The sequence below is a fragment of the Ensifer adhaerens genome (assembly GCF_001270265.1).
GTDB classification, from domain to species: domain Bacteria; phylum Pseudomonadota; class Alphaproteobacteria; order Rhizobiales; family Rhizobiaceae; genus Ensifer; species Ensifer adhaerens_B.
In genome coordinates, this window is sequence record NZ_LGAP01000003.1 from 23,759 (window position 1) to 37,014 (window position 13,256).

Annotated in this window: 9 protein-coding genes, 1 tRNA gene and 2 pseudogenes; 6 read left to right on the plus strand and 6 right to left on the minus strand. The window is 61.3% G+C overall.

The annotated features are described in order from the left end of the window. The first annotated feature begins 5 nt into the window (after positions 1-5). From AC244_RS08855 to AC244_RS38825, 6 genes and pseudogenes are all read left to right on the plus strand, one after another. A pseudogene (locus AC244_RS08855) lies at positions 6-630 on the plus strand (flavin reductase family protein). A gap of 41 nt (positions 631-671) precedes the next feature. Beyond that, positions 672-2,066, plus strand: coding sequence for an amidohydrolase family protein (locus AC244_RS08860; protein WP_053248688.1), 1,395 nt, complete (start codon positions 672-674; stop codon positions 2,064-2,066). Between the two features lie 517 nt (positions 2,067-2,583). Beyond that, positions 2,584-3,669: a substrate-binding domain-containing protein gene (locus AC244_RS08865; RefSeq protein WP_053248472.1), complete on the plus strand. Its 1,086-nt coding sequence runs from the start codon at positions 2,584-2,586 to the stop codon at positions 3,667-3,669. A gap of 85 nt (positions 3,670-3,754) precedes the next feature. Beyond that, a complete protein-coding gene (locus tag AC244_RS08870) occupies positions 3,755-6,013 on the plus strand; it encodes an ABC transporter permease (RefSeq protein ID WP_053248473.1) in 2,259 nt (752 codons plus the stop codon). Beyond that, positions 6,003-6,782, plus strand: coding sequence for an ATP-binding cassette domain-containing protein (locus tag AC244_RS08875; protein ID WP_053248474.1), 780 nt, complete (start codon positions 6,003-6,005; stop codon positions 6,780-6,782). Before AC244_RS08870 ends, AC244_RS08875 begins: the two co-directional genes overlap by 11 nt. A 165-nt stretch (positions 6,783-6,947) precedes the next feature. Next, positions 6,948-7,058: pseudogene (locus tag AC244_RS38825) on the plus strand (3'-5' exonuclease); the annotation flags it as partial. Positions 7,059-7,173: 115 nt separating this feature from the next. Here AC244_RS38825 and AC244_RS08880 read toward each other — a convergent pair. The 6 genes from AC244_RS08880 to AC244_RS08905 all read right to left on the minus strand — a co-directional run bounded on the left by AC244_RS08880 (position 7,174) and on the right by AC244_RS08905 (position 13,244). Then, positions 7,174-8,223 (minus strand): ABC transporter ATP-binding protein, encoded by a 1,050-nt coding sequence (locus AC244_RS08880; protein WP_053248475.1) that lies wholly within the window; start codon positions 8,221-8,223, stop codon positions 7,174-7,176. Positions 8,224-8,227: 4 nt separating this feature from the next. After that, a complete protein-coding gene (locus AC244_RS08885; RefSeq protein ID WP_234716881.1) occupies positions 8,228-9,253 on the minus strand; it encodes a carbohydrate ABC transporter permease in 1,026 nt (341 codons plus the stop codon). Beyond that, positions 9,250-10,362, minus strand: a complete 1,113-nt coding sequence (locus AC244_RS08890) for a carbohydrate ABC transporter permease (protein WP_202596059.1) — start codon at positions 10,360-10,362, stop codon at positions 9,250-9,252. The genes AC244_RS08885 and AC244_RS08890 overlap by 4 nt, the downstream gene beginning before the upstream one ends. 71 nt (positions 10,363-10,433) lie before the next feature. After that, the gene (locus AC244_RS08895) at positions 10,434-11,912 is read right to left on the minus strand and encodes an ABC transporter substrate-binding protein (RefSeq protein WP_053248477.1); all 1,479 of its coding nucleotides are present in this window, start codon (positions 11,910-11,912) and stop codon (positions 10,434-10,436) included. Between the two features lie 101 nt (positions 11,913-12,013). Then, positions 12,014-12,089 (minus strand) — tRNA-Ala (locus AC244_RS08900). A 315-nt stretch (positions 12,090-12,404) separates the two neighbouring features. After that, positions 12,405-13,244 (minus strand): SAM-dependent chlorinase/fluorinase, encoded by an 840-nt coding sequence (locus AC244_RS08905; RefSeq protein ID WP_321166221.1) that lies wholly within the window; start codon positions 13,242-13,244, stop codon positions 12,405-12,407. Positions 13,245-13,256 lie beyond the last annotated feature (12 nt).

A 13,256-nucleotide genomic window follows, 5' to 3' on the forward strand; every position in this document is an offset into this window, starting at 1 on the left:
AACGCATGCACGACAGTATCACGGACAACAGAACGGCGTTCGACTTCACGCGACTTACGGCGCGCGAACGCTACAAGCTGATGATCGGCACGATTATCCCGCGACCGATCGCGCTCGTCACGACGGTCGACGAGCACGGACGTTTCAATGCCGCGCCGTTCAGCTTCTTCAACTGCCTCTCCGCCGATCCTAGCGATCGGCGTCGAGAACCAGCCCGATATGTCCTTCAAGGACACTGGCCACAATATCCGCATGACGGAGGTCTTCACGGTCAACATTGTTTCCCGCGCGATTGCCGAGGCCATGCATGTCTGCGGCGCGAAATACCCGAGGGGAACAGATGAGCTCAAGGAAGCGGGCCTGACGGCCATGCCCGGCGAAAAGATCGCATCGCCCTGGATCAAGGAAGCGCCTGCGGCGTTCGAGTGCCGCAGGCACGTCACTCTGGAACTCGGCAAGTCACGCCAGATCATCATGGGCGAGATTGTCTTCGCGCATTATCACGATGGAGCCGTGGATGATGGGCTGCATGTCGATCCGAACGTCATCGATTCAGTCGCACGGCTCGGCGGTGACACCTGCTCCACCATCCGGGACCGATTTGAGATGCTTACGCCAAAACTGGCGTGACGTTGATGGATGCAACTCCAACCCACGATGAGGCAACGATCTTGAAACAGACACTACCGCAAAGCCGCAGGACATTTCTCAGCCATGCGGGAAAACTGACCACCGCCTGCACAGTCGCCGGACTGTCCGGCGGACTGGTTCGCGAGGCAGCAGCTAGCACGGGGGACTGCATCATCGAGACAACCACAAACGTTCTGGCGGATCGCCACTACCTACTGACCGGCGTGCGGCTGGAGGAGGGGTTTGAGTATGACGGAGAAACCGTCATCGCCACCCGCACCGCGCTGTATTCGCTGGAGATCAAGGATGGCAAGATTGCCGCCCTGCATCCGGAGAATTCGACACTGCCTGGCGGTGTGCCACGTTATCAGGCGCATGGGCAACTGCTGTTGCCAGCGATGCGCGATATGCACATCCACCTGGACAAGACGTTCTATGGCGGCCCCTGGCAAGCTCCGCGACCGCGCCAGGGAAAAACCATCATGGATATGATCGCGCTGGAGGAAAAGTTGCTTCCCCAATTGCTGCCGACCTCACAGCAGCGCGCCGAGGGTCTGATTGCTCTGCTGCAATCCAAGGGAAGCACCGTTGCACGCAGCCATTGCAACATCGATCCAGTCAGCAGCCTGAAAAGCCTCGAGCATCTCCAACGCGCGTTGGAAAACCATCGTGACGAATTCGTCTGCGAAATCGTCGCTTTCCCGCAGCATGGTTTGCTGCACTCCAAGGTTGACCGCCTGATGCGTGAAGCGATGCAGATGGGCGTACAGTATGTGGGCGGGTTGGACCCGACGAACGTTGACGGTGCCATGGAAAAGTCGCTTGACGCCATGTTCCAGATTGCCCTCGACACCGGCAAAGGCGTGGACATCCATCTGCATGAAACAAGTCCGGCCGGGGTCGCGGCGGTGAATTACATGATCGATACCGTGGAGAAGAATCCCGCCCTACTAGGCAAGGTAACGATCAGTCACGCCTTCGCCCTGACCACACTCGCTCCGGAGGTCCTTGAGGAGACGGCCTCGCGCCTGGCGGAACACCAGATAACGATCGCTTCGACGGTGCCGATTGGCAGTCTGATGATGCCCTTGCCGCAGTTGAGCAAGAAGGGTGTGTTCGTAATGACCGGAACCGACAGCGTCATCGATCACTGGTCGCCATTTGGCAGCGGAGATATGCTGGAAAAGGCCTACCTCTACGCCCAGCTTTATCGAGGCTCGGATGAATTCCAGCTGTCGCGGGCCATGTCCATCGCCACCGGCGGCATTCTACCTCTCGACAATGAGGGCAAACGGTCTTGGCCCAACGTCGGGGACGATGCCGCATTCACGCTTGTCGGAGCAAGCTGCTCGGCAGAGGCGGTGGCCCGTGTGCCAGCGCGTAGCGCCACCTTCCACAAGGGACGTCTGGTGTCCGGCAGCATCGGTAAAGCCTGATGATGGCACACCGTTGCCGGGACGATATTGGTTTACGCCAACATTCTTGCCCCGACTGAATGCCCATGACCACACCGATGGCGGCGGCATTGCCGGCCGCCGTTGTCGTAAGTTCCCGTTAACCCAGGACACTAAGAGCATTTCCAGGAAAAGTGCGAAGCGGTTTTCCGTCAGGAAATGCGCAAAAACAAAGAGGTAGAGCGTTTCTGCGACTCTGTTTCAACCGGAAACGCTCTAAGATCTGCACGGGAAGAAGCGCCTTTTCCGCCAACCTGGGTCGCCTCTTCCTGCGCGGTCGAATGCGCGCCGAGTCCGCTTCTTTGCACCTTCGCATTCCAGGTTCATCTTCGGTGGATAACAACTTAATGACGCCGCCAAACAAATTCGCGAGCACCACGCGTTCACCATTTACTTACGATGGAAATACGCGGAAAATTAGCGCCGTGGGAGGAAGGCATTCGGCCCTCACGACTAGCGCGCCCGAACGGCTTCTGCCCCTTTCAAGGGAGGACCAGTTATGAGGCGTATTTTGTTGCACGCGGCAGCATCGGTCGCGGCGCTCTCGCTTGGCGTCTCGTATGCAGCCGCGCAATCAGGCAGTGTCGAGAAGGCGGTCGGCGGCTACAGTTTCGAGGACGCCGCAAAAGAGGCGCCCGGTACCAAGGACTTCCATTCGGCCGACGGCCACCTCACCTTTGGCATCGTGACGCACACGGCCGGGAACGGCTTTTTCGATCCCGTCTATGTCGGCGCCACGGTGGCCGGCAACATGATCGGCGCCAAGATCCTGCTGCTTGGCTCGGAGTCGCCGGTGGACGATCCGGCCCGCGAGATCGAAATCCTTAATCAGATCGTTCAGGATCCGACGATCGACGGCATCATCATGACGACGCCGCAGGTCGGCGCATACAACGACATCGTAAAGGCCGCCGAGGCAAAGGGCATTCCGGTCGCCACGACGAACTCGTTTGACGGGACGCTGCTCAACCGCAGCGGCATCAGTCATACCGGTCAGGACGCATCCGCGGCCGCGATCGGCGGCGAAGCACTTGCCAAATGCGTGCTCGACAGCGGCAAGACCAGCGGCTCGATCCTGCTGCCGTCCTCGACCGCGATGGGCAATATCGAAGTGAACAATCGGGTGACCTCGGCCTTTAACGCCATCGTCAAGACACTGAAAGACGCCGGAAAGCTTGAAAGCTTCAAGGTGGACGCCGGGCCGGAGAATGTCGGCATCGACACGAACCCGAATGATCCCGTGAACGCGCTCGTGTCGCTCTTCGAGTCGCGTGGTGACGTCGTCGGGGCCTTCACCGCAAACAACGTCTTCACGCCGCCGCTCGTCAAGGCAGTCGCGCAAATGGGATGGACCGGCAAGTTCTGCGCCTTCGGCTTCGACCTGGGGCCGGCGCAGCAAGAGGGCATCGCCGCGGGGAACCTTACGGGCTCGCTGGGACAACAGCCATTCCTGCAAGGCTTTTGGCCGGTCATGCAGCTCTACCTGCAGATCGACCGCGGCATCGCGGCCGCCAATCTCGACACGCGGGCCCAACTGGTGACGAAGGCGACCGTCGCCAATGTCGGCAAGCGCTTCGAGAACTGATTTCGCTCGAGCCGCCTGACATACGGGCGGGAGGGCTGAACGGTCCTGCCGCCCGCACCAGTGCAAAGATCGACCGGACAAACCCATGGCGCCTGTGGAGACGACATCGCTCGGCCGTGCGCCTCCGCAGCTCGCCGGGGGCTGGGAGGCCGGTCTCCTACTGTTCCTTGTCCTGCTCTATGTCGGCGGCGTGTTCGCCAATCCGACCTTCTTCGCCTCGACGGACGCGCTTCACGCCCTGCTTCGCGACACCTCCCGCGTGGGGATCATCGCCGTGGGGATGACCTTCGTCATCGTCAACAAGGACCTCGATCTGTCGGTAGGTTCCACCTACGGTCTCGTCGCGGTGGTGTTCGCCCGGCTTTTTTCACCGAGCTTTCTCGATCTCGACATCACGGCCTCGGTCATTCTTTGCCTGCTGCTGGGGACCGCGATCGGGCTGCTCAACGGCGTGCTCGTGACCATCCTGAAGGCGCCGGCATTCATCGCGACGCTGACGATCCTCTTCATCGGCCGCGGTTTCGTGCTGGCGCTGACGCACGGCCAGGCGATCTATTATTCCGGCAAGGCGGGTGAATTTCCGCTCTTCTTCCACCTGGGCGAAACCAATGTCCTCGGCTTCAACAACCAGATCCTCGTCTTCGCCTCCGTTGTCGCGCTCGGAGCCTTTGTGCTTGCCAAGACCCGCTGGGGCTACGAGACACTCGCCACCGGTGGCAACGAACAGGCGGCAGTCTATGCCGGTATTCCCGCGCGCTGGGTGCGCATCCGCGCCTACCTGATCTCGTCGCTCTGCGCGACCCTTGCGGCGCTCCTGTCGGCGGCACAGGATAAGGGCGTAACTCCCCTTTACGGCGTCAGCTGGGAACTCACCGTCATCGCATCCGTGGTCATCGGCGGCGCGTCGATCCTCGGCGGTCGCGGTCGCGTGTTAGGCTCTTGCCTCGGGGCCGCGGTCGTCGTGCTGATCGACAAGGTCTTGCGCGAAGGATGGCCAATCACGCGCATCGTCGTCATCGACGGCGAGAGTATTGCGGTCAACGCCAGGTTCACCCTGCCCGCGGGCGCGGTGCTGGTTTTCCTCGGCCTCCTTCTCGTCACTGCCGTGCTGATAGAGCCCTACCTCATCCGACGCCAGGTCGCGGGCCGCTTCTGGGCGTGGCTGCGCGGCCGCCCGCCGCCACCCGCCTATGAGATGGGCGGCGTGGCCCTCGAGGGCGTCCAGACCAAGGGAGCGATGGCGAGCGACCTGGCGCTGACGGCTACCGGGTTCGGCCAGTTTCTCGCCCGCCGCGACGCGCTTGCCATCATCCTGACCGTCCTGTTGTGGCTGACCGGGCTAGCCCTCAGGCCCGACTACTGGTGGAACCTCTCCAATACGTTCGCGATCCTGCTCAACTACACAGAACTTGCCCTCATCGCGGTCGGGCTCACCTATGTCATCGCTGCCGGCGATATCGATCTCTCCGTCGGGGCGGTGCTTGCGCTTTCCGGCAGCACCGCGGCCTATTTCCTGAAGGTGCTGGGCGCCGACCCAATGACCGCCGTGGCGATGGGTCTGCTTGTCGGAATGGCAGCCGGCCTCGTCAACGCCACCGTCACGGTCGGTTTCAAGCTGCCGGCCTTCATCGCTACGCTGGGCATGTTCTACATCGCCCGCGGCCTTGCCGCCTGGTTCGTCGCCGGCCAGCAACTGACGGGCTGGCCCGAAAGCTACAACCTGCTCGGCCGCAAGGCGAACGACGTCCTCCTGTATTTCGGCTTTTCGCTGCCGCCTGGCTTTCTTCGGACCGTCGCAGAAGTCGTCAGCGTGCAGACGATCTGGATGTTCTTTGTCGCCCTGGCGGCTGGCCTCGTGCTCGCTTACTTGCCGTTCGGACTGAAGGTCCTGTCCACCGGCGGCAACCTCCGCGCCGCGGCTTACGCGGGAATCAACACGAACCGGGTGCGTTTCCTCGCGCTCCTGTTGTCGGCGCTCTGCGCCTCCATGGCCGGGATCATCAACGTCGCCTACTTCCGCAGTTTCAACCCCGTCGCCGGCCAGTTCCGCGAACTGGACGCCATCGCCTCGGTCATCATCGGCGGCGGATCGATCTTCGGCGGTTACGGCACCATCATCGGCTCGCTTGCCGGCGCTGCGGCGATCACGCTCGTGCGGGCGCTGCTGCAATTGAACGTCCAGGGGTTCACCATGCCGCAGCACTGGATCAATGTCTTCATCGGCGTCATCCTTATCGTGGCCGTGCTCGTCGACATTTGGGTGCGCCAGGCCAATATCTTCGGGCGCATGCGCTCCTATTTGGCGCGACGCGGACAAGCATCGGAGACCACTCATGCCCGCTGATACCCAAGGCACACTGATCGTGGAAATGCGGGGCATCGAAAAGGCTTTCGGTGCCGTCCAGGCGCTACGCTCGGTCGACCTGGTGCTCCATCCCGGCGAGATCCTCGGTCTCGTCGGCGACAATTCCGCCGGCAAATCGACGCTAATGAAAATCCTGACCGGTGCCTACCAGCGCGATGCTGGCGAGATTTTCGTCGCCGGACAGCCGGTGCATTTCAGGAGTCCGCATGAGAGCCGCGACGTCGGTATCGAGATGATCTACCAGGATTTCGCGCTGTGCGGGAACATGGACGTCGGGCAGAACATTTTTCTGGGCCGCTGGCCGCTCACAGGCCCGTTCGTCAATCGGCGGAAGATGTATGCGGAAGCCGACAAGGTGCTGAAACGGCTCAAGGTCGACGTCAACTCCGTCTTTCAGAAGGTCGAAAGCCTGTCGGGCGGCCGCCAGCAATCCGTGGCGATCGCCCGCGCCATCTCGTTCGAGCCGCAGGTCGTAATCCTCGATGAGCCGACCGCCAATCTTTCGGTGATGGCGACCGAACGCCTGCTTGAAACGATGCTGGAGTTGAAGAGACAGGGTGTAGCCCAGATTATCATCTCTCATCGGCTGGTCGATATCTTTGCCGTCGGCGATCGCGTGATGGTGCTGAAGCGCGGCGAGTATGTCGGCGACCGCTATATCAAGCACACTGACGAACACGAGATTCTGGAGATCATTGTTTCCGGCACCCGCGAACGGGCACTCACGGCCGAGCAGGCAGCGCGTTGACCGGGCTGTCGAGTGGCCCATCGCTCAGCGGGGCTACGGTTCGAATCCGTTTATATGGCGGGGTCCCGCCCAATAGATGCGTCGCCAATTGTGAGGTCGACGGTTCAGATCCGCTCAAGGCGGCTGTTCTGTAGGCGGCCGTATTAGGCGGCTGGTTCATCGGCGATGAAACGCCAGCCCTCGACCGCGCCGAGCGAAGACGACATGGTGCGGCAGCTTCAGGCGACAGGGCGATATTGTATCCTGAAGAAACTAGAAGCTCGTCCGGTTGCCTCCAGCCCGTCGGGCGTTGAGGGACGATGGCCCATCCAGAGTCCGAGCTTCGAGCGCGACTACCCGATGTCCACACATGGCGCGGAGAGGTTGCTCATCGGGCCGGGAAGTAGACGCTCTATCGCACCCGCACACCGCGTTCGGCTTCAAAGAGGTAGAGGTTGTCCTTCGACAATCTTACCCCCACGGCGTTGCCGACCTTCGCAGAGAAATCCTTCGCCGCCTTCACCGTGAGCATGTCCGACTCGGTCTTGACCGTCACTAAGGTGTGATCACCGATGAGTTCGATCGCGTAGATATTCCCGTTCACGTCGGCGTCCTCGGGCGCCGTCAAGGCGCAGTCCTCGGGACGCACGCCAAGCACGGCCTCTGCAACCTTGCCCATCACCGGAACCATGATTTTCGTCCCGCCCGCCATGAAAAGATTGCCGTCAAGCGTACCGCGCACAACGTTCATCGATGGCGAACCGATGAACTGCGCGACGAAGAGATTGGCAGGATCGTTGTAGATATTCGCCGGTGTATCCAGCTGCTGCAGCTTGCCTCCTTCAAGCAGGGCGACGCGGTGAGCCAATGTCATCGCCTCGATCTGGTCATGGGTCACATAGATGGTAGTGATCCCGAGGGCATGCTGCATGTGACCGAGTTCTGCCCGCATGTGACCTCGCAATTTGGCGTCAAGGTTTGACAGGGGCTCATCCATCAGGAACACCTTGGGCCGCCTGACCATAGCCCGCGCCAGCGCCACGCGCTGTCTCTGCCCGCCCGAAAGCTGGCGGGGATAGCGCGCGAGGTAGGGCGTCAACTGGACCTGGTCTGCCACATCCTTGATGCGTGCTTCCATCTCGGGCCTTGGAAGTCTTCGGATCTTTAGCGGATAGCCGATATTTTCGGCGACTGTCTTGTGCGGATAAAGCGCATAGGACTGAAACACCATCGCCACGTCGCGGTTCTTGGGCAGCACATTGGTGACATCCCGCCCCGCGATGGTGATGATGCCGGAACTCACGGTCTCGAGCCCGGCGATCATCCGCAGCGCCGTAGTTTTCCCCGAGCCCGAAGCACCGAGCAACACGAGGAACTCGCCTTCCTTCACGTCGAGATCGAGTTCGTGCAGCACCCGCACCGAACCGAAGAACTTGGCTACCTTCTCGAGCCTGACGGTCATGTGTTCAACCTTTGACGGCGCCAACGAGCAGTCCCTTGGCGATGAAGCGTTGCAGGACAAGGGCGAGCAGAATGACCGGCACGATCATGATGATGATAAGCACGCTCATGTACCACCATTGCGGTCCGCGCGTCGCGTTCTGTGCGGCGACCAGCAGGGGCATGGTCTGGGCGTTGGCTGTCGAGAGGAACAGAGCCAGCAGGTACTCGTTCCAAGAGAAGATAAGCACCAGAAGGCTCGTGGCGACAAGGCCCGGCTTGGATAGTGGCAGGATGATCTCGAAAAAGATGCGGATTCTCGAGGCGCCGTCGAGTTCGGCCGATTCCTCAAGATCCTTGGGGATCGAGACGAAGAAATCGTACATCAGCCAGACCACGATCGGCAGGTTCACCGCCGTATAGGTGAGGATCAGCGCCACGTGGGTATCGAGCAGGCGGACCTGTTGGAACATCACGTAGATCGGGATCGCGGCCACGACCGGCGGAAAGATGCGTTGCGAGATCATCCAGAACAGGATGTCGGGATTACCCAGCGTGGGCGAAGGGGTCCTGCGGAACATTCCTGCCCCGATGACGGCCAGCGCCACCCCGACGGTGACCGCGATCAGCCAGTTCACGCCCAGTGCCGCGACCAGCACGATGACGAGGGCGACGGCGAGTATGAAGATGAGGATGGTCAGCAGCCGCGGCCGGAACGTGAACCGCGACAGCGCGTAGGCGGCCAGCGACCCGGTGATCATCACAAGAAGCGTCGAGAAGACGGCCACGACCACCGAGTTGAAATAGGGCCGGAACGTATCGTTGCCCAGATCGAAGAAGATGTAGCTCCAGGCGTGCAGCGACGGCAAGAAGTCGACGAAGGGCAGGTAGAAGGGGCCGCCGGATACGGCGATGGGCAACTTGAACGAGGTGATCAACACCCAATAGAGCGGGAACAGGACAATGAAGGTCCAGATGCCAAGCACCCCGTAGACCACGATCTTGGTCCCGACGGCCATTTCGCCGAGCTTCTTGGATTCGAAAATGCTCACTGGCGCGCCCTCCTCGCAGGATTGACGACGAAGTTGAAGAACGACACGCAGATGATCGTCGAGGTGAAGAGCAGGACATAGGAGATCGCGGCCGAAGCGCCCAGATCGAGGGCGCGCCACTGCATGAAGGCGTGCAGCGTGAGGGATTCGGATGCGATTCCGGGACCGCCATTGGTCAGGACGTTAGGAAGGTCGACGATCTTGAAGGCCTCGATCATGCGGATCAGCACGATGGTTGCCGCGACCGGGGCGACGGAGGGCCAGGTGATGTCGACGAAGATCTGGAAGCCGGAGGCGCCGTCTAGTTCGGCCGCCTCGAGTTCATCCTTGGGCTGGCTCTCGAAGGCAGCCAGCATGACCAGGAACATGAACGGGATCCATTGCCAAGAGTCGCCCAGAACGACCACGAGCCGCGCCGACCAGGCATTGGTCGCCCATGAGAAACCGCCCAACCCCAGCCAGTGCCAGAGGGGCGAGATGGGCCCCACCGTCATGTCGGCCATCATGCGGAAAGTGTAGGCGATGCCCACCGGCGTGACCATGAGCGGGACGAAGAACACCACGCGAAAAAAACTTCGCCCGCGGATTCTGAGCGAGCAGAGAAAGGCCAGCCCGGCGCCTATGACGAACTGGATGGCGACCCCCAGGAAGACGTAGAAGATCGTCGTCGACAGCGAGCCGATCTGGCCCTTGTCGCCGATCGTGGCGGCGAAGAGCCAGGCGAGCGCCGCGAAAAGACCAAAGGCTATGAGACGACCGATCGTGCCCATGACGGTCACGTGGCCGGAAGTGACGAAGCTGCGAATGCCCCAGCCGATCAGGACAATCGCGGCCGCGACAATGAGCCAGCCGAGCCACGATGTGGGCATGAATGTGCCAAGCAGATGATACTGCTCGGAGCCGAACAGCAGCTTCCTGAAATTGTTCCAGCCGACGAAGATCAGCTCGTATCCTTCGCTGCCCAGCTTGAAGCGGGACAGCGCAAGCCATGCCGAAATGATCAGCGGGAAGATCGAGAAGGCCAAAATGAGCAGGCTGGCCGGAAGCACGAAAAGCCGCCCAGAATGCCGATCGAACCAATCGACAGCGCGTGTCTGCCAAGTTTCCAAGGGCGTGTGCTCCATCTGGATTTGACGCTTCTCCCGTCCCTGAGGACGGGAGAAGCCGGGTCGATGTGACGCTAGTTTGCGCCGATGGTCGACTTGTAGGCGGTGAGCTGGTTGTCGCGGCCAACTTCGTCGGTGATCTCGTTCCAACCGTCTTCGATGGTCTTCATCGTGGTAGGAATGTCTATTTCTCCGGCGAGCATGCGGGCAATCGCCGTATCCAGCACGATCTGCTGATACTTCTGATTGTTCGGAATGCGCAGGTCGAGCACCATGTTGGGCGAATTCAGACTCGCCTCAATTGCGCCCAGATAGTCCTTGGCCGCAGCTTCGCTCATGCCTGCCTTGCTCCAGTTATCCAGGCCCTGGAACTGCGATAGGCGGTAGGGGTTGAAGCCGGTGATGCCGATAGTGACGTCGACATTGGACTGCTCGGGGGCACTCATGTAGCTGAAGAAGGCGTAGGCCGCATCCTTCACCTTCGGGTCCGCCTTGGCGTTGATGCCGCCCGACCAGCCGCCGAAGGCCGCGAAGGGCGCGTGGTTCACCCCGTCGATGGCGTGGGGGCAGATATTGGCTGTGCAGTCGACGAGCTTGCCGGTATCACGGTCGAGCACCTTGGCGGACCCCGGCAGGATGACGGCGCCTACCTTGTCGATCACCTTGGACTTCTCCGGGTCGATGGCGAGCGTGCCGATGTCGCCCCAGTCGATGGTCAGCGCACACTGACCGGAGGTGAACAGGTTGCGCGTGTCGCCCACGTCGAGGTTGATCTCGTCAGGCGGGGCATATTTGGTGGTCTCACTGTAGACAGCGAGCGCCGCCGCGAAGGCCTCGTTGTTGACCAGGGGTTTCATGTCCCGGACGTCGAAGAAGGCGCCCTGCGACGTGCCCATGGATTGCAGGTAGGCGCCAGCGACCGAGGTCACCATCCAGTAGGACTGCGCATTGCGCTTCTTGGCGATGCAGGAGCCGAAATCCGGCTTGCCGTCGCCGTTCATGTCCTTGCCGTTGGCCGCCTTGGCGAAAGCGATGTAGTCGTCCCAGGTCTGGGGCGCGCCGAGGCCAAGCTCCTTGGCCACATCGGTCCGGTAGTAGACCATCTGGAAATCACCATCGAGGGTAATGGTGTAGGTCTTGCCCGCGAACTTCATCGAGAAATCGCGGAAAAACGCGCCGATGTCGTCGAGCTTGAGAGCGGCGTCCGCCTCGACGCGCGGGCTAAGGTCTTCCATCAATCCCGGTGTCACATAGTCCACCATCCACTGCGGCGCGAACACGCCGGCGTCGAGCGAGTTGGTACCCGTCGACCAGTCGGTGAGGATCTTCTGGTAGAGATCGGAGAAGGGAACCGTGATCACATTGATGTGGGCGCCCGTGAGCTTCTCAAAATCAGGAGCGCGGCGTTGCATCGGCTCGGCAATCTGCGGGCCGGTGAAGGTGATGACATTGACGGTCACGCCGTCAAACTCGCCAGCCCATGCGGAACCCGCAAAGCCCATAGCTGCCACGCCCGCCATCAGAGCGCCGGGAAACAATAAACGAATAGCCATTACTTCCTCCCTTTATTAGGCATCCCATTTGCGAGGCCGCCTGTTAGTTGTTGATTTTCTAGCTACATTGCCATTTTCCTGAAACTAGGTCGGGGTCATGTTGGTGGAGTCGAAGGGAGTCGAACCCTCGACCTCCGCAGTGCGATTGCGGCGCTCTCCCAACTGAGCTACGACCCCATTCCGCCCCGTAAATTCGACACTCGGCCGAGCGTGCCAGTAACCGTATGCACGCATCAAGGTAGAGCATCTCGCGAATCATGAACGGTTCCCTATTCTTTGCAAGGGGGTAGCTGTTGGGCCCGCCCCGATGCCGTAACTGGTGGCGAAGGGGGCGAACCCTTGGCCTTCGCGACGCCATCGCGACGCTCACTCCGTATCCTCGACAAAGGGTACAGGTTTGCTGGAATCTCCCCCATCCGCCGTCATTCACTGTCGTTTCAGGTTGGGGCAGGGGGAAACCGTTGGGAACGTCAACGGCCCCAGATCGCTTCCTTAAGGGGCGATCTCGACCGGGCTGCCGACCGCGAGGCCAAGCTCGCGATCCGCGCGTCCCCGGTTGACCGCGATCTCGGCAAGCCCGTTCGAATTCTCGTACCAGAACGCGTTGCCCGGCAACCGGTCACTGAACGTTTTGGCCCGCTCCAGCATGCGGCCGGCTACCGCAAGTTTCGCGTCGAGGGGCAGCATGGCTGCCCTCAGCCCGGTCATGGCATTGCCGTAATGGTCGAGATAGACGATCTCGGCGAGGTCGTCCGGCCAATCTGGCCGCCGATCGAGATCGTCGCTCGGCTGGCCGGGAGGCGGCTCGCCGCGCGCCAGCATCGCCGCGACCGGCGCGAACAGGTCGCGCCCGTGGAAGCTGGCCGACAGTTGTTCAGGCCTCCAGTCGATCTCCCACGATTTTGGCTTTCCGGCGCGCCGCTGGACCAGTTCGAACAGGCCGTTGCCGGGGCCGACATACCACCGCCCATTTGCCTCCACGATCACGGCCGGCCGCTTGCCGCCCACGCCGGGATCGACGACGCAGAGAAAGACCGTGTCGGCCGGAAACCACACGGCATAGGCCGCCAGCAGATAGGCCGATGCTGCCGGATTGGCGGCCGGTGCATCGGCGAAGAGGTCGACGACCGGAATGCCTGGCGCTTCCCGGTGCAGCACGGCCTTCATTTGCCCCGTATAGGGCCCGTTGAGGCCGAAATCCGTAAACAGCACGATCATGTGGCCAGCTTGCGCTTGAGGAGCGGGGGGATGCAAGCGGGATTGGGGCGAAGGTCTCTGCCGGGTGGCAAGCCGAAGTTCGTGCAAGCACCGTATACGTCGGCATTGCGCCATTCCGTGACTCGC